This window comes from Micromonospora acroterricola (assembly GCF_003172955.1).
GTDB classification, from domain to species: Bacteria; Actinomycetota; Actinomycetes; order Mycobacteriales; family Micromonosporaceae; genus Micromonospora; species Micromonospora acroterricola.
In genome coordinates, this window is sequence record NZ_QGKR01000280.1 from 19,022 (window position 1) to 40,795 (window position 21,774).

Annotated in this window: 20 protein-coding genes, 1 pseudogene and 1 riboswitch; of the genes and pseudogenes, 11 read left to right on the forward strand and 10 right to left on the reverse strand. The window is 73.7% G+C overall.

Going from position 1 to position 21,774, the window contains the following annotated elements:
* Positions 1–15 precede the first annotated feature (15 nt).
* Both DKT68_RS24585 and DKT68_RS24590 read left to right on the forward strand, forming a co-directional pair.
* Positions 16–1,833, forward strand: coding sequence for a glycerol-3-phosphate dehydrogenase/oxidase (locus DKT68_RS24585; RefSeq protein ID WP_109819769.1), 1,818 nt, complete (start codon positions 16–18; stop codon positions 1,831–1,833).
* 88 nt (positions 1,834–1,921) lie between these two features.
* A complete protein-coding gene (locus DKT68_RS24590; protein WP_109819756.1) occupies positions 1,922–2,458 on the forward strand; it encodes a hypothetical protein in 537 nt (178 codons plus the stop codon).
* A 36-nt stretch (positions 2,459–2,494) separates the two neighbouring features.
* Here DKT68_RS24590 and DKT68_RS24595 read toward each other — a convergent pair whose 3' ends face one another.
* Complete coding sequence (locus DKT68_RS24595; RefSeq protein ID WP_109819757.1) at positions 2,495–3,895, reverse strand: FAD-binding oxidoreductase; 1,401 nt, start codon at positions 3,893–3,895, stop codon at positions 2,495–2,497.
* Positions 3,896–3,963: 68 nt separating this feature from the next.
* Here DKT68_RS24595 and DKT68_RS24600 point away from each other — a divergent pair, with 68 nt between their 5' ends.
* A complete protein-coding gene (locus DKT68_RS24600) occupies positions 3,964–4,248 on the forward strand; it encodes a DUF4031 domain-containing protein (RefSeq protein WP_109819758.1) in 285 nt (94 codons plus the stop codon).
* On the opposite strand, the gene DKT68_RS24605 is transcribed toward DKT68_RS24600, so the two are convergent.
* On the reverse strand, positions 4,220–4,870 hold the full coding sequence (locus DKT68_RS24605; RefSeq protein ID WP_236647055.1) for an HD domain-containing protein: 651 nt from the start codon (positions 4,868–4,870) through the stop codon (positions 4,220–4,222). The two genes, DKT68_RS24600 and DKT68_RS24605, sit on opposite strands and share 29 nt — an antisense overlap.
* 136 nt (positions 4,871–5,006) lie before the next feature.
* Between DKT68_RS24605 and DKT68_RS24610 the strand changes: the two genes are divergently transcribed.
* Positions 5,007–6,209, forward strand: a complete 1,203-nt coding sequence (locus DKT68_RS24610) for an FUSC family protein (protein ID WP_236647059.1) — start codon at positions 5,007–5,009, stop codon at positions 6,207–6,209.
* Positions 6,210–6,236: 27 nt separating this feature from the next.
* Here the strand turns inward: DKT68_RS24610 and DKT68_RS24615 are convergent, their stop codons facing one another.
* Entirely contained in the window at positions 6,237–7,481 is a 1,245-nt protein-coding gene (locus DKT68_RS24615) for an aminotransferase class V-fold PLP-dependent enzyme (protein ID WP_407940787.1), read from the reverse strand.
* Between the two features lie 70 nt (positions 7,482–7,551).
* Positions 7,552–7,672: riboswitch (SAM riboswitch) on the reverse strand.
* Positions 7,673–7,695: 23 nt separating this feature from the next.
* Here DKT68_RS24615 and DKT68_RS24620 point away from each other — a divergent pair.
* A complete protein-coding gene (locus DKT68_RS24620) occupies positions 7,696–9,171 on the forward strand; it encodes a PrsW family intramembrane metalloprotease (RefSeq protein ID WP_109819761.1) in 1,476 nt (491 codons plus the stop codon).
* 18 nt (positions 9,172–9,189) lie between these two features.
* Here the strand turns inward: DKT68_RS24620 and DKT68_RS31590 are convergent, their stop codons facing one another.
* Positions 9,190–9,357: a hypothetical protein gene (locus tag DKT68_RS31590; protein ID WP_201749173.1), complete on the reverse strand. Its 168-nt coding sequence runs from the start codon at positions 9,355–9,357 to the stop codon at positions 9,190–9,192.
* A 93-nt stretch (positions 9,358–9,450) separates the two neighbouring features.
* A complete protein-coding gene (locus DKT68_RS24625) occupies positions 9,451–9,789 on the reverse strand; it encodes a GroES family chaperonin (protein WP_109819762.1) in 339 nt (112 codons plus the stop codon).
* A gap of 106 nt (positions 9,790–9,895) precedes the next feature.
* Here DKT68_RS24625 and DKT68_RS24630 point away from each other — a divergent pair, with 106 nt between their 5' ends.
* Positions 9,896–11,269 carry an AI-2E family transporter gene (locus tag DKT68_RS24630; protein WP_236647056.1) on the forward strand — a complete coding sequence of 458 codons (1,374 nt, stop codon included), beginning with the start codon at positions 9,896–9,898 and terminating at the stop codon, positions 11,267–11,269.
* 108 nt (positions 11,270–11,377) lie between these two features.
* Here DKT68_RS24630 and DKT68_RS24635 read toward each other — a convergent pair.
* A pseudogene (locus DKT68_RS24635) lies at positions 11,378–13,265 on the reverse strand (ATP-dependent DNA helicase).
* A 100-nt stretch (positions 13,266–13,365) separates the two neighbouring features.
* Between DKT68_RS24635 and DKT68_RS24640 the strand changes: the two are divergent.
* Positions 13,366–13,872, forward strand: a complete 507-nt coding sequence (locus tag DKT68_RS24640; protein ID WP_109819763.1) for a DUF402 domain-containing protein — start codon at positions 13,366–13,368, stop codon at positions 13,870–13,872.
* 27 nt (positions 13,873–13,899) lie between these two features.
* Here DKT68_RS24640 and sigJ read toward each other — a convergent pair whose 3' ends face one another.
* Positions 13,900–14,865 carry an RNA polymerase sigma factor SigJ gene (gene sigJ / locus DKT68_RS24645; RefSeq protein WP_109819772.1) on the reverse strand — a complete coding sequence of 322 codons (966 nt, stop codon included), beginning with the start codon at positions 14,863–14,865 and terminating at the stop codon, positions 13,900–13,902.
* A 144-nt stretch (positions 14,866–15,009) separates the two neighbouring features.
* Between sigJ and DKT68_RS24650 the strand changes: the two genes are divergently transcribed.
* From DKT68_RS24650 to DKT68_RS24660, 3 genes are all read left to right on the forward strand, one after another.
* Positions 15,010–15,951: a PPK2 family polyphosphate kinase gene (locus DKT68_RS24650; RefSeq protein WP_109819764.1), complete on the forward strand. Its 942-nt coding sequence runs from the start codon at positions 15,010–15,012 to the stop codon at positions 15,949–15,951.
* A 130-nt stretch (positions 15,952–16,081) separates the two neighbouring features.
* Positions 16,082–16,708, forward strand: coding sequence for a DUF47 domain-containing protein (locus tag DKT68_RS24655; protein ID WP_030327784.1), 627 nt, complete (start codon positions 16,082–16,084; stop codon positions 16,706–16,708).
* 10 nt (positions 16,709–16,718) lie between these two features.
* Positions 16,719–17,726, forward strand: coding sequence for an inorganic phosphate transporter (locus tag DKT68_RS24660; RefSeq protein ID WP_109819765.1), 1,008 nt, complete (start codon positions 16,719–16,721; stop codon positions 17,724–17,726).
* A 62-nt stretch (positions 17,727–17,788) separates the two neighbouring features.
* On the opposite strand, the gene DKT68_RS24665 is transcribed toward DKT68_RS24660, so the two are convergent.
* Positions 17,789–18,757 (reverse strand): Gfo/Idh/MocA family protein, encoded by a 969-nt coding sequence (locus DKT68_RS24665; RefSeq protein WP_109819766.1) that lies wholly within the window; start codon positions 18,755–18,757, stop codon positions 17,789–17,791.
* 262 nt (positions 18,758–19,019) lie between these two features.
* Between DKT68_RS24665 and DKT68_RS24670 the strand changes: the two genes are divergently transcribed.
* Positions 19,020–19,853: an NUDIX hydrolase gene (locus tag DKT68_RS24670; protein ID WP_109819767.1), complete on the forward strand. Its 834-nt coding sequence runs from the start codon at positions 19,020–19,022 to the stop codon at positions 19,851–19,853.
* Positions 19,854–19,921: 68 nt separating this feature from the next.
* Here the strand turns inward: DKT68_RS24670 and pstB are convergent, their stop codons facing one another.
* Together pstB and pstA are read right to left on the reverse strand one after the other, a co-directional pair.
* Complete coding sequence (gene pstB, locus DKT68_RS24675; RefSeq protein WP_109819768.1) at positions 19,922–20,698, reverse strand: phosphate ABC transporter ATP-binding protein PstB; 777 nt, start codon at positions 20,696–20,698, stop codon at positions 19,922–19,924.
* A 17-nt stretch (positions 20,699–20,715) separates the two neighbouring features.
* A partial coding sequence (gene pstA / locus DKT68_RS24680) for a phosphate ABC transporter permease PstA (protein WP_236647057.1) occupies positions 20,716–21,774 on the reverse strand: 1,059 nt, incomplete at its 5' end.

The following is a 21,774-nucleotide window of genomic DNA, read 5'->3' on the forward strand; positions in this document are numbered from 1 at the left end:
GTGCGCGACCCCAACATCTCCCGTTCCGTCGCCGGGCAGCTCTCGCCGGTCCGCCGTGCCGCTGACCTGCGCCGACTCCGCGCGGAGTGCTTCGACGTGCTGGTCATCGGGGGTGGGGTGACCGGTGCCGGCGCAGCCCTGGACGCGGCCTCCCGCGGTCTGAAGGTGGCCCTGGTCGAGGCCCGCGATCTCGCCGCCGGCACCTCCAGCCGGTCCAGCAAGCTCATCCACGGTGGCCTGCGCTACCTGGAGCAGTTGGAGTTCCACCTGGTCCACGAGGCGCTCACCGAGCGCGGCCTGCTGGCGACCCGGCTCGCGCCGCACCTGGTCCGTCCCGTGCCGTTCCTGGTGCCGCTGCCGGCGGGTGGGGGCCTGCGGGGCCTGCCCGCCCGGGTCTTCCGCCGCTCGTACTACGGCGCCGGCGTGGCCGCGTACGACGCCTTCGCGGGGCTCTTCGGCGGTGGCCGGGGCATGCCGCTGCACCGGCACCTGACCCGGGAGGGGGCCCGGCGGATCTTCCCCAGCCTGCGGGCCGACGCGCTGGCCGGTGCGATCCGCTACTACGACGGCCAGGTCGACGACGCCCGTCTGGTGGTCACGCTGGCGCGCACCGCGGCCAGCCTCGGCGCCACGGTGGTGAGCAGCGCCCGCGCGGTCGGGCTGATCCGACAGGCGCGCGAGGTGACCGGCGTCCGGGTCCGCGACCTGGAGGCGCCGGCCGGCTCCCCGGACGCGGAGTTCGAGGTGCAGGCCCGCACCGTCATCGCCGCCACGGGCGTGTGGAGCGACGACATGTCCCGGATGCTCAACGACGTGGGTCTGCGGCCCGGCGTCCGGGTGCGTGCCTCCAAGGGCGTGCACCTGGTGGTGCCCCGCTCGGCGATCACCGGCGAGACCGGGCTCATCCTGCGTACGGCGAGTTCGGTGCTCTTCGTCATCCCGTGGGGCGGGCACTGGATCATCGGGACCACGGACACCGACTGGCGGCTGGACCGGTCCCACCCGGCGGCCTCGGCCCGCGACATCGACTACCTGTTGCAGCAGGTCAACACCGTTCTGGACCGGCCTCTGACGACCGCCGACATCGAGGGCGTCTACGCCGGGCTGCGGCCACTGCTGGCCGGTGAGGCCGACTCCACCTCGAAGCTCTCCCGGGAGCACGCGGTCTTCGAGCCGATGCTCGGGCTGCTGCTGGTCGCCGGTGGCAAGTACACGACGTACCGGGTGATGGCCTCCGACGTGGTCGACCGGGCCGCCCGCCGGCTGGGTGGCGCCCGCCCGTCGCGCACCGCCGACCTGCCGCTGCTCGGCGCGGACGGGTACCCGGCCATGTGGAGGGACCGGGCCGACCTGGCCCGCCGGCACGGCGTGCCGGTGGGCGTGGTGGAGCACCTGCTGGAGCGGTACGGCACCCTCACTCTGGACCTGCTGGGGCTGATCGACGCCGACCCGCTGCTCGCCTCCCCGCTGGCCGGCGCTCCCGAGTACCTGGCCGCCGAGGTCGCGTACGCGGCGCGGGCCGAGGGTGCGCTGCACCTGGAGGACGTGCTGACCCGGCGGACCCGGATCTCCTTCGAGACCAGCCACCGGGGGCTCGAGTCGGCGGAGCACGCCGCCGAGCTGATGGGTGCGGTGCTGGGCTGGGACGCGGCCACCCGGGCCCGCGAGGTCGAGCACTACCGCGCCCGGGTGGAGGCGGAGCGGCAGTCTCAGCGGATGCCGGACGACGCCGCGGCGGACGCGGCCCGGCTGGGCGCCCCGGATGTCCGGGGGTACGCGGCCGACCGGGGTGGCGACGACGATCAGGCGGAGTTGCGCCCGTCCGCTAGATGACCAAATGTGACATTACCGATGGGTAACCATCGATACCGGCCCGGTTGGTGGTTTCGGCTGCTACCTACGGTGGGGTACGTTTCCGCGCGTGCTTTCCCGCGCGCGCTCCCGTCTGCTCATCCCTCTACTCGCCGTGGCGCTCGCCGGCACCCTGACCGGGTGCTCACTGCTCGATGGCGACACCGCGGCCTCGCCAGCGGCGCAACCGCCGGTCGGTGCGGCCGCCGGCGGGCCGGTGCCGGAGATCCCGACGACCGTCGCCGCCGGGCAGGTCAGCCTCCTTCAGCGCCTCGGTGCCGAGGGGCCGCTGCGCACGCTGAGCGTCGAGCGGGACGGCGCGTGGCAGTGCCTCGACTGCGCCGGCGACGGGGTCACCTCCCGGGGCACGCTCGCCCCGGAGCAGACCGAACGGCTCCAGGTGCTGCTCGCCGACCCCAGGCTGGCGGGGGAGACCGACCAGGCCCGGCAGTACCGGGTCACCTGCATCGACGCGCTGACCTCCAGCCTGCTCACCTCGTCCGGGCTGGTCACCTCCCAGGACTGCCCCGGCGAGGAGCGCCCGCCGGTGGCCGGGGAGATCCTGCTGCTGCTCACCCAGGCGACCCCGGCCGAGGTCAAGGGCTGACCCCGCACCCGGCCGTTCGTTCGCCCCGCGGCCGGGTCAGAGCACCTTGCCGGGGTTGAGCAGCCCGGCCGGGTCCAGCGCCGACTTGATCGCCTGGTGCACCCGCACCCCGACCGGGCCGATCTCCCGCGCCAGCCAGTCCCGCTTCAGCAGCCCCACCCCGTGCTCGCCGGTGCAGGTGCCGCCCAGATCCAGGCCGAGCCGCATGATCTCGTCGAACGCCCGCCGGCCCCGTGCCAGGCTCGCCGGGTCGGCCCGGTCGACCACGATGTTCGGGTGCAGGTTGCCGTCCCCGGCGTGCCCGACCACCCCGATCGGCACGTCGCACTCGGCCGCGATCCGTGCCACGCCGTCCAGCAGCGCGGCGAGCGACCCGCGCGGCACCGCCACGTCGTCGATCACCAGACCACCGTTGCCGCCCGGGTACGCGTCGGCCGCGAACTTCTCCATCGCCGGGTGGGCCAGCCGCCGCGCCTGCAGCAGCGCCGCCGCCTCCACCGCGTCGGTGGCCGCGTAGACCTCGTCGGCGCCGGCCGCCTCGCACACCTCGGCCAGGCCGGCCAGGTCGTCGGCGGCCCGGCTGCCGGTGTCCGCCGCGGCCAGCAGGAGGGCCTGCGCGTCCGTCCGCAGTCCCATCGGCTGGTACGCCTCGATCGCCCGCAGGTGGGTCTGGTCCAGCAGCTCCAGCAGGCTGGGGGTGAGCCCCCGGGCGGCGATCTCGGCCACTGCCGCCCCGGCGGCGGCGGTGGACGGGAAGACCGCCACCAGGGTCAGCGACTCGGCCGGGGCGGGCCGCAGCGCCACGGTCACCTCGGTGATCACCCCGAGGGTGCCCTCCGAGCCGACGAACAGGCGCGTCAGGTCGTAGCCCGCCACCCCCTTGGCGGTACGCCGGCCGGTGCGCAGCACCTCACCGGAGGCGAGCACCACCTCCAGGCCGAGCACGTACTCGGTCGTCACCCCGTACTTGACGCAGCACATGCCGCCGGCGTTGGTGGCCACGTTGCCGCCGATGGTCGACGACTCCCACGAGCCCGGGTCCGGCGGATACCACAGCCCCTGCCTGGCAACCGCCCCCGCCAGCGTCGCGTTGACCACCCCGGGCTGGACCACCGCGATCCGGCTCACGGGGTCGATCTCCCGGATCTCGTCCATCGCGACGGTGCTCAGCACCACCGCGCCGTCCACCGCGTTCGCCGCGCCGGCCAGCCCGGTCCGCGCGCCCTGCGGCACCACGGGTACGCCGTGCCGCGCCGCCGCCCGGACCACCGCGACCACCTGCTCGGTGCTGCGGGGACGGGTCACCACCAGCGGGGACCCGGCGGGGCAGAGGTCGGCCTCGTCCCGCTCGTGCATGCGCAGGAGGTCCGGGTCGGTGAGCACGGCGTTCTCGCCGAGCGCGGCGCGCAGGTCATCGAGGAGCGTGGTGGGGGCCATGCAGCTGAGGCTAGGTCGCCGACCGGCGATCATCAACATGATCGACTGCGCGGGCTAGCTTAGGCGCCATGCTCTACCTGGACCGGCCTGCCTGGCCGTGGCGCGGTCGCCTCTGGTCGCACCTGATCAGCGACATCTCGTACGCCGAGCTGCACGCCTTCGCGGAGGCGCTGGGTGTGCCCCGGCGCGGCTTCGACCGGGACCACTACGACATCCCGGCCGAGCGTTTCGCGGCGGCGGTGTGGCTCGGGGCCCGGGTGGTGCCGAGCCGGGAGCTCGTCCGGTTGCTCCGCGACGCCGGTCTGCGCCGCCCGAAGCACCTGGTCAGGCCCCGCTCACCGGCGGCCCGGTGAGTGTCTCCAGCTCGCGGCGCAGGTTGGCCCGGGCCGGCTGCTCCCACCGGCTCGCCAGCGGCGGCAGCCGGTACAGCGCGGGCAGCGCCAGCAGCCCGGTGAGCACCCCGGCCCGCCCGGCCCGGAAGGCCGGCTCCGGGACGTGCGCGTACTCGCGACGGATGGCCGCCGCGTAACGGTCGTAGGCGGCCGGCGGCGCGGCCAGCACGGCGAGGTCCGCGTCGCAGAGCAGGGCGCCGTCCCGGTCGCCCGGGGCCACCAGGTGCCCGGCGGTCAGCAGCACCAGCCGGCGCACCTCGGCCGCCGCGGGGGCCGGCACGCCGAGCCCGGTGAGCACGCTCCGGGCCAGCTCGGCGCTGTCCCGTTCGTTGGCGTCGCCGGCGGCCCGGGGGTCGTAGACCGCGTCGTGGCACCAGGCCGCCAACCGAACCAGGTCGGCCCGGTCGGCCAGCCCGGCGTGCCGGTCCACCACGTCGAGCACCGCGGTCAGGTGGGCCACCGTGTGGTAGTGCCGGTGCGGCTCCCGCCGGCGGGCCAGCAGCTGCTCACCGACCTGCGTCGAGCCCCGCCCCGCCCCGGCGCCCCGGGCCACCGCTCGCCACCGGTCCAGCAGATCAGTCACCGCCCGAGTCTGCCGCATCCCGCGCCGCACCGGGCGGGAGGATTCAGCGGGCGTGCCACGGGTAGACGCGCCCATGGCCGTGGCCCGGGACAAGCGACCTCCGATGGTGCGGCGTACCGCGCTGCGCGAAGGGCTGGTGGACGTCGACGGCGCGCGGATCGCCGAGGTGACCGAGGAGCTGCGGCACCGGGGCCGGGCCACCCTGCACGACCGGCTGCACCGGGTACGGATGGCCGGTGGACTGGCCCTGCAGGCCGGGCTGGCCGCCGGGCTGGCGTACTTCATCTCGCACCGGCTGCTCGGCAACCCGCAGCCGGTGTTCGCGCCGATCTCCGCGGTCGGCACCCTGGCCGCGTCGGTCGGCCAGCGGTTCCGCCGGACCGTGGAGCTGATCGTCGGGGTGGGGATCGGGGTGGCCATCGGCGACTTCCTGATCTACCTGCTCGGCACCGGGGCGTGGCAGCTCGGCCTGGTGGTCACGGTGGCGATCCTGCTCACCATCTTCGCCGGCGCCAGCGTCGCCATCGTCATCCAGGCGGCGGCCACGGCGGTGCTGATCGTCACCCTGAGCCCGTCCACCCAGAACCTGGAGATCCCGCGCTTCGTCGACGCGTTCCTCGGCGGTGGCATCGCGTTGCTGGTGACGGCCGTGCTGCTGCCACTGAACCCGCTCCGGGTGATCAATCGCGCGGCCCGACCGGCGTTGGACCTGCTCAGCGCCCAGCTCGACGCCACCGCCGACGGGTTGCGCAGCAGGGACCGCGCCACCGTCCAGCGGGCACTGGAACGGCTGCGTAACAACAAGGAGGAACTGGCCACGCTGGCCGAGGCGATCGAGGGCGCGAAGGAGACCGCCACCCTCTCGCCGGCCCGCTGGCACCGACGTGACGAGCTGACCCACTACGCCGAGGCGGCCGACCCGATCGACCGGGCGATGCGCAACACCGGCACGTTGATCCGCCGGTCCGTCACGCTGATCGAGGACGAGGAACCGGTGCCGGACCCGATGCCGGACGGGATCGCCCACCTCGCCGAGGCGGTCCGGCTGCTCAAGCACGAGTTCGCCGTGGGCGAGGAACCGCAGCAGGCCCGCGAGCGGTCCTTGCGGGCGGTCAGCGAGGCCGGTCGGGCGTACGGGGCCGGGGTCGGCTTCTCCGGCAGCGTGGTGATCGCCCAGATCCGGACCACGGCAAGTGACCTGCTGGTGGCGTCCGGCATCGAGCAGGAGGAGGCGAACCGGTGGATCCGCACCGCCTTCGGGGACCAGGAGCGGCCGGTGAGCGAACCGGCCGAGCCGGGCGGCGGACCCAGACCCCCCACCGCCCCGCCGGTCGGCTGACCCGGCCGCAACCCGCCCGCCGGGGCGTCAGCCCAACGCGGCGAGCGCGGCGAGCAGCCGGTCCACCTCGGCGGTGGTGCTGCCCAGGCCGATGCTGGCGCGCAGCGCGGTGGGCGGCAGGTCGCGCCGGCCGGTGCGTCCCGCCGCCTCGGTGAGCAGCCGCCGGGCCAGCGGGTGGGCGCAGAACAACCCGTCGCGTACGCCGATCCGGTGCTCGGCGGCCAGGTGGGCGGCCACCTCCGCGGAGTCCCGCCCGGCGACCACGAACGAGACGATGCCGACCCGGGGCGCGTCCGGGCCGAAGGTGCGCAGCTCCACCACATGCGGAAGCGCGGCGAGGCCGGTCCGCAGCCGGGCCAGCAACGCCTGCTCGCCGGCCGCCAGCCCGGCCCGGTCCGCCTCCGCCAGCGCCGTACACACCGCGGCCAGTGCCACGGCGCCGACCAGGTTCGGGGTGCCGCCCTCGTGCCGTGCCGGGCCGGTCGCCCAGGTCACGTCGTGCGTGGCCGGCCCGACGTGACTGGTGGCGCCGCCGCCGGCCAGGTACGGCGGTGCGGGGTCCAGCCAGTCCGCCCTGCCGATCAGGACGCCCGCGCCGAAGGGCGCGTACAGCTTGTGGCCGGAGACGGCCAGGTAGTCCACGTCGAGCGCGAGGAGGTCGACCGGGGCGTGCGGGGCGAGCTGTGCCGCGTCGAGGGCGATGCGGGCCCCGTGCCGGTGGGCCACCCGGGCCAGTTCGGCGACGGGCCAACGCTCGCCGGTGACGTTGCTCGCCCCGGTCACCGCCACCAGCACCGGCAGCGCCGCGTTGCTGTCCCGGCGCAGCTCGGTGAGGGCGGCGGCGAGGTCGCGTACCGCCCCGGCCGGGTCGGCGGGCACCGGGAGCCGTACCGAGCCGCGCGGCCAGGGCAGCAGGTTGGCGTGGTGCTCTCCGGCGAAGGTCACCACCGTCGTGCCGGCGGGCAGCGCCCGCGCCAACAGGTTGAGCGCGTCGGTGGTGTTGCGGGTGAAGACGACGTGGTCCTCGGCGCGGGCGCCGAAGAAGTCGCCGACCGTCTGCCGGGCCCGCTCGTAGGCCAGAGTGCAGTGCCGCGACAGCGCTCCCGCGCCGCGGTGCACGCTGGCGTACCACGGCAACAGCTCGGTCACCGCGTCGGCCGCGGCCCGCGCGCACGGCGCGCTGGCGGCGTAGTCCAGGTTGATCTCGCCCGGTACGCCGAGGACGTCGAGCGACCGCGACGGGGCCGGCGCGGCGCCGGAGCGGGTGGGCAGCGAGGGTACGAGGGTGACGGACACGCCGGAACCTCCGGGGTCAGGGACCCCGGGTGCGATGTCGGGACGGGGTCCGCGCTTGCCCAGCACGCCGATCGGGCTGGGCCCGGTCATCACCCGGGGCACCCCACCGCGAACTCGACGAGGGTTGCCGGCCAGCAAGCCGGGGCTTGACGCTGGCGCTCGTGACCTGCCCGCAGCATAGCGGCTGCCGATGCGCCCGGACCAGCCGGCGGCGGATGGCTACGCTGACCGCATGGCCGACACCCCGCCCGGTGCACCCCTGCCGTCGTCGCCCGCGCCCGCAGCCCCGTCCGCCGGCGAGGTGCCCCGGATGCCGCTGCGCCGACTGGGCTGGCGGCGGTTCCTGGTGCTGGCCGGGGTGGTGCTGTTCATCGCCGCGTGCGCGGTGTTCATGGTCTTCACGCTCGGCCAGTCGCTCGGCGTACGGGCGCTGCTGATCGGGGTGGTCGCCGCCGTCCTCCCGGTGCCGGTGCTGGTGGCCTGCTTCCTCTGGCTGGACCGTTACGAGCCGGAGCCACTGAAGTATCTGATCTTCTGTTTCGCCTGGGGCGCGTTCGTCTCCACGGCCGCCTCGCTCACCGTGAACGAGTTCGCCGCCGCCCGGTTCGCCGACTGGGGCCTGCCGGCCGCGCTCACCGGTGTGCTCGTGGCGCCGTTCATCGAGGAGCTGACCAAGGCGCTCGGCCCGATCCTGCTGCTGGTGTTCCGCCGACGGGAGTGGTCGGGGATCACCGACGGCCTGGTCTACTGCGGGCTCTCCGCGGTCGGCTTCGCCATGGTGGAGAACATCCTCTACCTGGGCGGGTACGGCTACGCCACCGGCGCCGACCGGTACGGCCCGGCGACCGGCACCCAGCAGGTCATCGCCATCTTCATCGTGCGGATCCTGCTGTTCGGGTTCGCCCATCCGCTCTTCACCTCGATGACCGGTGTGGGGCTGGGTGTCGCGGCCCGGACGGCCGACCGGCGGGTCCGGGTGCTCGCCCCGGTCGCGGGCCTGCTGCTGGCGATGATGTTGCACGGCACGTGGAACCTGCTGCCGACGCTCACCCAGGCCACCGGCGAGGCCGTGATCATGTTGTACGGCTTCCTGGGCCTGATGGTGCCGATCTTTTTCGGCATGGTGGGTCTGGCGGTGTGGCTGCGCGCCTGGGAGGGGCGGCTCACCGAGCGGACGCTGCCGGACTACGTGCGCGCCGGCTGGCTGAGCCCGCCCGAGGTGGCCGCGCTGAGCAGCCTCGGTCGCCGGCACGCGGCCCGCAGCTGGGCACGCCGGGTCGCCGGGGACGCCGGGGCGCGGGCGATGCGCGGGTACCAGTTCGCCGCCACCCGGCTGGCCCTGCTGCGCGACGGGTCGCTGCGCGGCCTGGACCGCAAGCCCGCCGACCGGGAGCGGACGGCCCGCGAGGAGCGGGAGCTGCTGGAGGCGATCACGTCGTACCGGTCGTTCTTCGTGGGCCGGGACCCGCAGGCCCCGGCGGGCGTCTGGGACGGCAGCCGCTACCACCTGCGCTTCCCGGACGGTTCCCAGCGCCCGGTGAGCGCGCCGGAGGAGCCGGTGGTGCCGATCCCGGTGGTGCTGGGCGCGCCGCCGCCTCCGGGCTACGCCCCGCCCGGCTGGTACGGCCCCCGGCCGCCGGCGCCCTGGCCGCCGGGTCACCACTGACGGCTGGCGGCCGGCGGCTCAGGTCATCAGGGTCGTGAGGAAGTCACCGAGGCCCTGGGCCATCGCGATGAGCGCGGCCCCGATCGCCTTGAACATCTGCGCGGCCCCGTCCGGCCGGAACGCCATGAAGTAGATCAGGAACGCGACGCTGCCCCAGGCCAACAGCTTCTTCACGAATACCGGCATCGTCCCTCCCCAGGGCCACGGTCGCCGGATGGCTTCCCGGCGAGCGGCCTGACAAACGGCGCGCGGCCGGGCTCGGTGGCCGGGGGAGGTGCGTCAGAGGTAGAGGCCGGTGGAGTCGTTCTCGATCCGCTCGGCGGCCACGGCGTGCACGTCCCGCTCCCGGAGCAGCACGTACCCGCGGCCGTGCAGCTCGACCTCGGAGCGGTCGTCCGGGTCGAAGAGCACCCGGTCGCCGGTGACGATGGCGCGGACGTTGGGTCCCACGCCGACGGCGGTGGCCCAGGCGAGGCGCTTGCCGACGGCGGCGGTCGCCGGGATGACGATCCCGGCGGTGGAGCGGCGCTCGCCCTCGCTGCCCTCCATCCGCACGAGCACACGGTCGTGCAGCAGGCGGATCGGCAGGCCGGTGTCGAGATCGTGGTCGGCGGTCACGCCGAAGACGCTACCGTGCCGCATACGGCCGGCCGCCCGGTGGTTACGCAGGGGGCAGCCGGGGCAATCGGTGGCGGAACTGCCCTATGGTGTCGGGAACGGACTTGTGCTGTCAGACCTGTCGCTGTGGGCGGACCGGTTCTTCTGCCAGGAGGTGCGCTTGAGCCGCTTCGAGCGGGTACGAGGGCGGCTCCGCCGCGCCTACCAGTCGGGACGCGAGTCGGTACGCGCGGGACGGGACTCGGCACCCGGCGACCCGGACGCGTCGAGCGACCCCCCGGAGTCGGCCCGGGTGGCCTCGCCGGCAGCCCCGGGTCCGGCCGCGCCGTCGTCGGCCACGGTCTACGGCGCGGAAGCCCCGGTGGACCTGCACACCTCGACCTCCAGCCGCGACGACGCCGACGTCCCGCACGGGCTGCGGATCGCCGCCGCCTGGTGCTGGCGGCTGATCGTGATCGGCGTGGTGGCGTGGGCGCTGCTCCGCATCGTCGGCACCATCAAAATCGTGATCATCCCGCTGGCCGTCGCGCTGCTGCTCTCGGCGCTGCTGGCGCCCGCGGTGGGCTGGCTGCTGCGGGCCCGGCTGCCCCGGTCGCTGGCCACGGCGGTGGTGCTGGTCGGCGGCTTGGCGGCGGTGATCGGCACGCTCACCCTGGTGGTCAACGAGTTCATCCGGGGGGTGCCGGAGCTGAGCGAGAAGTCGTCGGAGGGCGTCCGGCAGATTCAGAACTGGCTGAAGACGGGTCCGCTGCACCTCTCCGACACCCAGCTCGACCGCTACATCGACGAGGCGCAGGGCTGGATCAACTCCAACACCTCGAACCTCACCAGCGGCGCCCTGAGCACCGCGGCAACGCTCGCCGAGGTGCTGACCGGGACGCTGCTGGTGCTCTTCGCCACGTTCTTCTTCCTGCGCGATGGCAACCGGATCTGGCGTTTCCTGGTCCGGCTGCTGCCGGTGGCCGCCCGGTGGAAGGTCGACGACGCAGGCCGGGCCTCCTGGCACACGCTGGGCGCCTACGTCCGGGCGACCGTGCTGGTCGCCTTCATCGACGCCGTCGGCATCGGCGTCTTCCTGGTCATCTTCGACGTCCCGTTCGCCTTCCCGCTGGCCGCGCTGGTCTTCCTCGGCGCGTTCATCCCGATCGTCGGTGCGGCGCTCTCCGGCAGCGTGGCGGTGCTGGTCGCGCTCGTCGACAGCGGCCCGGTCACCGCGTTGATCATCCTGGGTGCGGTGATCGGCGTGCAGCAGGTGGAGGGGCACGTGCTCCAGCCGTTGATCATGGGGCGGGCGGTGGCCCTCCACCCGCTCGCGGTGATCATCGGCATCGCCGCCGGGGTGGTGCTCGCCGGGATCACCGGCGCGCTGGTCTCCGTGCCGTTGATCGCGGTGCTGAACACCGCCGTCCGCCGGCTGGCCGCCCGGACGGTCCCGGACACTCCGCCCGACGCCGTGGTCGTCGCCGCACAGGCGCCCTGACCCGGCGCGCCGCACCCGCACACGTTCCAGCAAAGAGTGGCCTCCGAGAGTGGGGAGGCCACTCTTTCCATGATCCTGGGCGATCGTGGAGAGGGCGCGACGGGGCGGTCAGGAGCCGGCGAGGCGTTGCAGCGCGCCGCGGGCCACCTCGGGGCGGGTGGTGTACCAGAACGGCGGCAGCGAGCGGCGCAGGAAGGGCCCGTAGCCGCGGGCGGTCTCCAGCCGGGAGTCGAGCACCGCGACCACCCCCCGGTCACCGGTCGCCCGGATCAGCCGGCCCACCCCCTGCGCGAGCCGGACCGCCGCGATCGGCACGCTGACCGCCGCGAAGCCGGAGCCGCCGCCCGCGTCCACGGCGGCGGCGCGGGCCGCCGCCAGCGGCTCGTCCGGCCGTGGGAAGGGCAGCCGGTCGATGACCACGAGCTGACAGGCGTCGCCCGGCACGTCCACCCCCTGCCAGAGCGACATCACCCCGAACAGGCAGCTGGAACGCTCCTCCCGGAACCGGCGCACCAGCAGCGGCAACGCCTCCTCGCCCTGGAGCAGCACCGGCAGGTCGGTCCGCGCGCGCAGCAGCTCCGCCGCCTGCTGCGCGGCCCGCCGGGAGGAGAAGAGCCCGAGAGTACGACCACCGAGCGCCTCGACCAGCCCGAGCAGCTCCTCCCCGGCCGCGTCGGGCAGCCCGGAGACGCTGGGCCGGGGCAGGTGCGCCGCGACGTACAGGATGCCCTGCCGGGCGTAGTCGAACGGCGACCCCACGTCCAGTGACCGCCAGCCGGGGCCTTCGGTCGCCCTCCTCCAGCAGCCGCTGCGCGGTGGTGGACAGCTCGTCCAGCGCCGCCTTGGCCTGCTGCTTGCGGACGGGGTCGGGATCGTCGGACTTGACGTCGCCGATCGCGTCCAGCGCGGCCCGGGTGGCCGCGTCGAGCAGGGTGCACGCCTCCCGCAGCGGCGCCGGCAGCCCGGCGGTGAGACGCCCGGCGGGCGCCTCGGCCAGGCCGACCGCGAGGGCGTCGCCGGCCGCGGTGAGCGCCTCGGCGGCCTCGGGTCGCAGCAGCGGGCGGGCCCGCCGAGCGGATCGGTCGATCAACTCCGGCACCAGCTCCGCCTGCGCCGCGGAGGAGACCCGGTCGGCCAGCTCGTGCGCCTCGTCGACGATGAGCAGCTTGTGCGGCGGAACGATGTGCCGGTCGGCCAGCATGTCGACCGCGAGCAGGCTGTGGTTGGTGACCACGATGTCGGCCTCGCGGGCCCGCGCCCGGGACGCCTCGGCGAAGCACTCCGCCCCGAACGGGCAGCGGGTCGCCCCGACGCACTCCCGGGCCGGCATCGACACCAGCCTCCAGGCCTGATCGTCGACGCCCGGGTCCAGCTCGTCCCGGTCGCCGGTGGCGGTCTTCTCGGCCCAGCCGCGCAGCCGCTCGACCTGCTTGCCCATCCGGCCCGCCTCGCCGAGCCACTTCGTCCCGCCGCCCGGGCGGTCCGCCGGAGCGTCGAAGAGCGTGTCCTCCGGCTCGTCGGCGGTCGAGTTGTCGAGCCGGGCCAGGCAGAGGTAGTGGTGGCGGCCCTTGAGCACCGCGAAGGTGGGCCGACGACCGAGCAGCGGCTCGACCGCGTCGGCCAGCCGGGGCAGATCGTGGTCGACGAGCTGGGACTGCAACGCCAGGGTGGCGGTGGAGACCACCACCGGGCCGTCCACGGTCAGCGCCGGCGCGAGGTAGGCCAGCGACTTGCCGGTGCCGGTGCCCGCCTGGACGAGCAGGTGCTCGCCGCTGGTCACGCACTCCTCGATCGCCGTGGTCATCTGCTGCTGGCCGGGGCGCGCCGCGCCACCGGGCACCGCGCCGACCGCCGCCGCGAGCAGATCGGCGCCGCTGGGCCGGGCGCCCCGGCGCCGGCTCCCGGCACGGGCCGACGGGGTGGCGGAACCGGTGGCGGTGCGGGGCGGAGTCACCGTGCGACGGTACCCGTCGCTGCCGACACCGACCGCGCCCATCCGTCCGCGTGGCGCGGGGCAGCGGGTCCGCCGTCCGTCCCGCGCCGTCCGGTTACGACCGCGCTACGACGCGTGGGCAGTATCGGTTAGGGTGCGAATCATGCCGAGCGACGTGGTCCGAGTGATCTACCGCAAGTACGACGGCAGCGCCCACCGCGACTACCCGGCCCGCCGTCTCGCCGAGGACGACCTCGGCATCTGGCTCGGCGTTCCGGCCGGCACCGAGTCGGTCTACCACGGTCGCCCATCGGTGGAGAAGATCCCGTTCGTCCTGCTGGTGCCGCACCACGCGTGGTGGACGGGGATGTTCAACCCGCCGCCGCGGACCAGCGAGGTCTACTGCGACATCACCACTCCGGCCCACTGGGAGTCCGACGACACCGTCCACCTGATCGACCTGGACCTGGACGTGGTCCGGCGCCGGGCAACCGGCCTCGTGGAGTTGCTCGACGAGGACGAGTTCGCCGAGCACCGCGTCCGGTACGGCTACCCCGAGGACGCCGTGGTCGAGGCGGAGGCGGCGGCCCGCTGGCTGTTCGGCGCGCTCGGCGACGGCAGCGAACCGTTCGCCACGTCGTACCGCAAGTGGTTGGCCCTGGTGGTCTGAGCCCGCACGGGCGTCACGACCGGCGGCTCACCAGCGCGGCGGCCACCGGTCGTCGTCCCCCAACGGCGGCAGGTCGGTCAGCTTCTCCGGGTTGAGCTGGTTGAACAGCCCGGTGATCCGACCCTGGTGCACGGCGAACGCGGTGACCATGCGGATCGGCCGGCCGTCGCTGTACACCGTCTCCCACTGGAGGCCGAGCACGCCGTCGACCAGCACCGGCCGGGCCAGGACCCGTTGGGTGTACCGGCCGGCCCGGCCGAACAGGCCAAGCGCGAAGCGGCCCACCGCGTCCGCGCCGACGACCGGCCGGCGGGCCGCCGGGAAGTGCCCGCCCGAGTCGCCGACGAAGACCACGTCCGGCGCGAGCACCCGGAGCAGCGGGTCCAGCTCACCGGACTCGGTGGCGGCGACGAACGCTTCGAGCACCCGCCGCTGCTCGGCCGGGTCGGCGGTGTGCCGGGGCACGTCCGGCGCGGTGACCGCCCGCCGCGCCCGGGAGGCGAGCTGCCGGGCGGCCACCTCGGTGGTGCCGAGCACGTCGGCGACCCGGGCGAACGGCACCGCGAACACGTCGTGGAGCACGAGGGCGACCCGCTGCTCCGGCGCGAGCCGTTCCAGCACCACCAGCAGCGCCGTGCCCACCTGGTCGGTGCGGACCGCCCGTTCCGCCGGGTCGGGGGCGTACCCGTCGGTGGGCAGGCTGTCGCCCACCTGGCTCACCACCGGCTCCGGCAGCCACTGCCCGTGGTACGCCTCCCGCCGGACCCGGGCCGAGCGGAGCACGTCCAGGCAGATCCGGGCGCAGGTGGTGGTCAGCCAGGCGGACAGCTCGCGGATCTCGGCGCGGGCCGCCGGGTCGGCGAGGGCGCCGGCGTAGCGCAGCCAGGTCTCCTGCACCGCGTCCTCGGCCTCGCTGCGGCTGCCCAGCATCCGGTGGGCCACCGCGAGGAGTCGGCCCCGCTCCGCTTCGAACTCCGTCGCCAGGTCCCGCACGACCCACCACCCTTCCCGGCCGGCACCGTCCCGGCGTACATCCTCCTGCCAACTGGACGCGCCGGCCGCCCCGAACGTGACAGCCGGGCCGTTGCGGAGGGCGCTCGGCGGGCGGAAGGTCCGCGGGTGGGTGATGATCCGAGGATGAGCGAACCCGAGCAAGCGCAGATCGTGGCGCCGGTCGGCGGTTCCGTGCGGGAGTTGCTGCGGGTCACCGCACCGGTGGATCTCGGCGCGATCGGCCCGCGGTCCACGCCCGGTCTGCCCGACGCGGAGGTGACCGGGGAGCACCGCAAGGCCTGGGCCCGCGAGCAGGTGGAGCTGGTCGGCGGCGAGCTGGGCCGGCAGCAGGAGATGCTCTTCGCGATGGCCAAGGCCGGCGCCGACCGGCCCGCGCGCCGGGTCCTGCTGGTGCTCCAGGCGATGGACTGTGGCGGCAAGGACGGCACGATCAAGCGGGTGGCCGGCGCGATGAACCCGCTGGGCCTGCACATCCGCTCGTTCGGCCCGCCCACGCCCGAGGAGCTGCGGCACGACTTCCTGTGGCGGGTCCGCCGGGAACTGCCGCCGCCCGGGTACGTGGGGATGTTCAACCGTTCGCACTACGAGGACGTGCTGATCGCCCGGGTGGGCTCGCTGGTGCCGGAAGCCACCTGGCGGGCCCGCTATGACGAGATCAACTCGTTCGAGCGCGAGCTGGTCGAGGACGGCGTGACCCTGGTCAAGGTGATGCTGCACATCTCGTACGCCGAGCAGGGCGAGCGGCTGCTGGAGCGGCTCACCGATCCCCGCAAGCACTGGAAGTACAACCCGTCGGACGTCGACTCCCGGGCGCGGTGGGACGACTACCAGGCCGCGTACGCCGAGGCGCTGAGCCGGTGCGGCACGGACGCCGCGCCCTGGTTCGTGGTGCCGGCGGACCGCAAGTGGTACCGGGACTGGGCGGTGGCCCACCTCCTGCGAGAGACGTTCGACACGCTTGATCTGGGGTATCCGGCTGCGGATTTCGACGTGGCGCACGAGCGGGAGCGGCTTTGCGCTGGGGACGCGGGGGCAGATGGGACGCCCGAGATGAACGGCAGGTGAACGACCGGTGAATGAGGCCCGACCAGGGGTGGGCCGCCGAATTCGCTGTTCCGCCGTTTCCTAGCATTCACCGGGCGGGTACCTCCACGGAGCGCCGCCACCCTTCCACCGACGCGACGAGGTCTGTGCTGTGAAGTTTTCCTTCCGCCCCACCGAGGGCGCCTTCTACGAGCTCTTCACCAGGGCCGCGCAGAACCTGGTCCGGGGCACCGCGCTGCTGAACGAGCTGGCCCTGCCCGGCGTCGACGTGCAGTCGGTCAGCGAGCGGCTGACCGAGGTCGAGCACGACAGCGACCAGATCACCCACGAGCTGTACAAGAAGATCAACTCGACCTTCATCACGCCGTTCGACCGGGAGGACATCTACCGGCTCGGCTCGCTGCTCGACGACGTGATGGACCACCTGGAGGCGGTCGGCGACCTGCTCTACCTGTACGGGCTGACCGAACTGCCGGCGCTGCCCCGCGAGCTGCACGAGATGGTGAACGTGCTCGACCAGCAGGCCAAGCTGACCGCCGACGCGATGCCGCGGCTGAAGTCGATGAAGGACCTCGAGGACTACTGGATCGAGTGCAACCGGCTGGAGAACGAGGGCGACCGGATCAACCGGCAGTTGCTCGTCCGCCTCTTCTCCGGCGAGTACGACGCGTTGACCGTGCTGAAGATGAAGGAGGTCGCCGACGAGCTGGAGGCCGCCTGCGACGCCTTCGAGCACGTGGCGAACACGGTCGAGACCATCGCGGTCAAGGAGTCCTGATCCTGTGACTGTGACACCCGAACTCATCGCCGTGCTGGCGGTGATCGGGGTAGCCCTGGCGTTCGACTACACCAATGGCTTCCACGACGCCGCCAACGCGATCGCGACCAGCGTCTCCACCCGGGCGCTGACACCCCGGATCGCCCTCGGGCTCGCCGCGGTCGGCAACTTCATCGGCGCCCACTTCGGCGCCGGAGTGGCCAAGACCGTCGGCGACGGCCTGGTCACCCTGCCCACCGGCGTGAGCAGTCTCGGCGTGGTCTTCGCCGGGGTGCTCGGCGCCATCGCCTGGAACCTGATCACCTGGTACTTCGGCCTGCCCTCGTCGTCCTCCCACGCGCTCTTCGGCGGCCTGGTCGGCGCGACCCTGCTGTCCGCTGGCGGCATCGTGCAGTGGGGCAACATCGGCGTGAAGGTGCTGTTGCCGATGGTGCTGTCGCCCATCGTCGGCCTCACCCTCGGTTACCTGCTGATGCTGGCCATCCTCTGGCTGTTCCGGAAGGGGCAGCCGGGCAAGCTCAACCGGGGCTTCCGCTGGGCGCAGACCGCCTCGGCGGCCGCCATGTCGGTCGGCCACGGCATGCAGGACGCCGCGAAGACCATGGGCATCGTGGTGCTGGCGCTCTACACCGGCGGTTTCCAGGAGAGCAAGACCCACATCCCCGGCTGGGTGTTCTGGACCTCGGCGACCATGCTGGCCCTCGGCACGTACGCCGGCGGTTGGCGGATCATCCGAACCCTCGGTCGCAAGATCATCGACCTGGGGCCGCCGGAGGGCTTCGCCGCCGAGACGGTGGCCAGCGCGGTGCTCTACTTCAACGCCCTGGTGCTCAAGGCGCCGATCTCCACCACCCACACGATCACCTCGGCGATCATGGGCGTGGGCGCGACCAAGCGGCTCTCCGCGGTCCGCTGGAACGTCGCCGGCAACATCGTGATCGCCTGGATCATCACGTTCCCGGCCGCCGCGCTGATCGCCTGCGTCACCTACCTGCTGGTCCGGCCGCTCTTCGGCTGACCGAACGGGCGTGCGGGAGAGGGCCCCTTGTCGACGCTGGCGTTGGCAAGGGGCCCTTTCCTTCACACGTAGCGGACGCCGATCTGCTCGCGTACCGCGTCCAGCAGGCCCATCACCTCGAGGGTGGCGGCGTGCGGGACCAGCGGGCTCTCGGTCAGCCCGGCGGCCAGGCACCGCTGCACCTCGATCGCCTCGTACTGGTAGCCGCCCCCGACCCCGTCACCCGAGATCGTCTCCGGCTCGGCGTCGGCACGGTGCAGGGTCAGTGAACCCGGCCGGAAGAACGGCTCCGGCAGGTCGATCCGCCCGGTGCTGCCGGTGATCGAGGCCGTCAGCCCGCTCGCCCCGACCATGCCGCAGCTCAGGGTGGCCAGCGCGCCGGTGTCGTAGCCGAACAGGACGCCCGTGTTCTCGTCCACGCCCTCGGGGCTGATCTGCGCCCAGGACCGGATGTGCTGCGGCACGCCGAGCAGCAGGTGGGCCAGGCTGATCGGGTAGATCCCCAGGTCGAGCAGGGCGCCCCCGCCGAGCGCCAGGGCGCGCATCCGGTGCTCCGGCGGGAACGGCCCGGCCACCCCGAAGTCGGCCCGGACGCCGCTCACCGTGCCGATCGCGCCCTCCGCGATCAGCTCGGCCGCCCGCAGAATCACCGGGTTGGTCCGCATCCACATGGCCTCCATCAGGAAGACCCCGGCGGCGCGGGCGGTGTCCACCAGCTCGGTGCTGCTGGCCAGGTCGAGGGTGAACGGCTTCTCCAGCAGCACCGCGCGCCCGGCCGTCAGGCAGGTCATCGCCGCCTCGTAGTGGGCGGTGTGCGGGGTCGCCACGTAGATCACGTCGACCTCCGGGTCGGCGGCCAGCTCCACCCACGAGCCGTACGCCCGCTGCGCGCCGTGCCTGTCGGCGAAGCGCTGCGCGCTGTCCGCGGCGCGGGAGCCGACCGCGACCAGTTCGGCGTCCGGCACCAGCCGGAGGTCTTCGGCGAAACGGCTGGCGATGTGGCCGGTGGCCAGGATGCCCCAACGAGTCATGTCGGCACGCTAGCCGAGCCGGGTGAACGACCGACCGCCCGGCTGCCGCCGGCTCATCCGTCGGGAGCCCGGTGTGGTCCCGGTCGCCCCGCCGCTCCGGCCGGCCGACCCCTGCCCATCCCCTTTGCTCTGCTTACACGGACGCGACAGTCGGCGACCGTTTCTGTTGCGTGGGTTGAAGCAGAGCAAAGGGCGGTCCCGGCGGAACTGACCGGCGCACCAGCCGGGCGGGGGCCGCCGGTCGGGGAACTAGGCTCGCGGCATGACGATCGACAGTGACGGCTTCGCCGCCCCGGCCGCCCTGGTCGAGCACGCGCGCCGGTTCCGGGCCGAGGGCGGCACCCCGGCGGTGCCCCGGGTCGCGGCCACCGTGTTGCTGCTGCGTCCGACCGGCGTCGACTTCGAGGTGTACGTCATCCGCCGGGTCGCCGCGATGACCTTCGGCGGGATGTACGCCTTCCCCGGCGGCGGGGTGGACCGCTCCGACTCGGAGGCACACCTGGACTGGGCCGGCCCGGCGCCGGGGGAGTGGGCGGGCCGCCTGGGGGTGGCACCGAGCGCCGCGCAGGCGGTGGTCTGCGCCGCCGCCCGGGAGGTCTTCGAGGAGGCCGGCGTGCTGCTCGCGGGCCCCGACCCGGCGACCGTGGTGGGTGACGTCAGCGGCGACGACTGGGAGGCGGCCCGGCAGGACCTGGAGGGGCGCCGGCTGGGCTTCGCCGCGCTGCTCGCCGACCGGCGCCTGACGCTGCGCTCGGACCTGCTGCTGCCGTGGAGCCGGTGGATCACCCCGGAGTTCGAGCCGCGCCGCTTCGACACGTACTTCTTCGTCGCCCTGCTGCCTGAGGGGCAGCGGACCCGCGACGTCTCCGGCGAGGCCGACCACACCCTGTGGATCCGCCCGGCGGACGCGCTGGCCCGGGCCGGGGCGGGCGAGCTGACCATGCTGCCGCCGACCCTCGTCACGTTGGCCCAGGTGGCGGCCGCCGGCGACCTGGCCGGAGTGGCGCGGGCGGCGGCCGACCGGGACGCCGCCACCCCGGTCACCCCACGCCTGGACTTCCCGGCCGACGGCGAGCCCCGCTTCGTGCTCGGCTGACCCCCGGGGTACGCCGAGGGGCGCCGGTCAGCTCGACCGACGCCCCTCACGGACCAGGTTCCAGCGGCTCAGCCGAAGCGGCCGGTGATGTAGTCCTCGGTCTTCTTCACGCTCGGGTTGCTGAAGATCTTCTGGGTGTTGTCGTACTCGATCAGCCGGCCCGGGTCGCCGGTCTTCTCGATGGAGAAGAAGGCGGTCCGGTCCGACACGCGGGCGGCCTGCTGCATGTTGTGCGTCACGATGACGATCGTGAACTTGTCCTTGAGCTGGAACATCAGGTCCTCGATCGCCAGGGTGGAGATCGGGTCCAGCGCCGAGCACGGCTCGTCCATCAGCACCACCTGCGGCTCGACCGCGATGGTCCGGGCGATGCAGAGCCGCTGCTGCTGACCGCCGGAGAGGCCCGCGCCCGGCTTGCCCAGCCGGTCCTTGACCTCGTCCCACAGGTTCGCCGAGCGCAGCGCCTTCTCGGCCGCCTCCTCCAGGATCGACTTGCGGCGGACGCCGTTGAGCTTCAGCCCGGCCACCACGTTCTCGAAGATGCTCATGGTGGGGAACGGGTTCGGCCGCTGGAAGACCATGCCGATGGTGCGCCGGACGGCGGTGACGTCGACGTCCCGGTGGTAGATGTCCTGGTCGTCGATCGTGAGGCTGCCCTCGACCCGGGCCCCCGGCAGCACCTCGTGCATCCGGTTGATCGACCGCAGGAAGGTGGACTTGCCGCAGCCGGACGGGCCGATCAGGGCGGTGACCGTCTTCGGCTCGACGGTCAGGTTGATGTTCTCGATGGCCTTGAAGGCACCGTAGTAGGCGGTGACGTTCGAGGCTTCGATGCGCTTGGCCATGGTGGTACCTCCGGGGTTCATCGGCTGAGCCGGTTACGGCGGGCCAGCAGCTTCGCCGCGATCGTCAGGACCAGCACGAGGGCGACCAGGGTGAGTGCCGCGGTCCACGCCCGTGCCGGCGCGTACCTCGACGCGTCACCGGCCTGCTGGTAGACGAAGAGGGCCAGCGACGACTGGTTGTTCTCGAAGGGGTTGGTGTTGATCGCGGCGCCACCGCCGGCGACCAGCAGCACGGGAGCGGTCTCGCCGGCCGCGCGGGCGATGGCGAGCATGACGCCGGTGACGATGCCGGGCAGCGCGGTGGGCAGCACCACCCGCAGGATGGTCTTCCACTTGGGTACGCCGAGCGCGTACGCGCCCTCGCGCAGCGGCGCCGGGACGAGGCGCAGCATCTCCTCGGTGGACCGGACGATGGTGGGCAGCATCAGCACCGCGAGGGCCAGCGCGGCGGCGAAGCCGGAGAAGCTCGGCCGGCCGTCGTTGAACCACGGCGACACGATCAGCACCCAGAACGCCAGCACGAACAGGCCGGTGACGATCGACGGGATGCCGGTCATCACGTCCACGAAGAACCGGATCGCGAAGGCGAACCGGCCCCGGCCGTACTCCACGATGTAGATGGCGCAGAGGATGCCGAGCGGCACGGTGATCAGGGTGGCGATGCCGACCTGCTCCAGCGTGCCGACGATCGCGTGGTACGCGCCGCCCTCGGGGTCGCGGGCCCCGATGTTGTTCATCGAGGTCTGGAAGAAGTTGACGTCCAGCCGTTCGGCGCCCTTGCTGAACAGCGTCCAGACCACCGACGCGAGCGGCAGCACGGCCAGGACGAACGCGGAGTGGATCAGCGCGCTCCAGGTGCGGTTGCGGGCCGACCGCCGCCCCTCGACCGCGTTGGCGGCGGCGAAGAGCCCGATCAGGTAGAGCACCGCGCCGACGAGGACCACGAGGACAGGGCCGCCGATGCCGGTGCCGTAGACGATCGCGGCGGCGAGCGCCAGGGCCGCCACGGCGACGGCCGGTGCGGTGTACCCGGGCAGTCGCCGGGCCCGCAGCGAGGCGGGCTCGGCCGGCGGGCC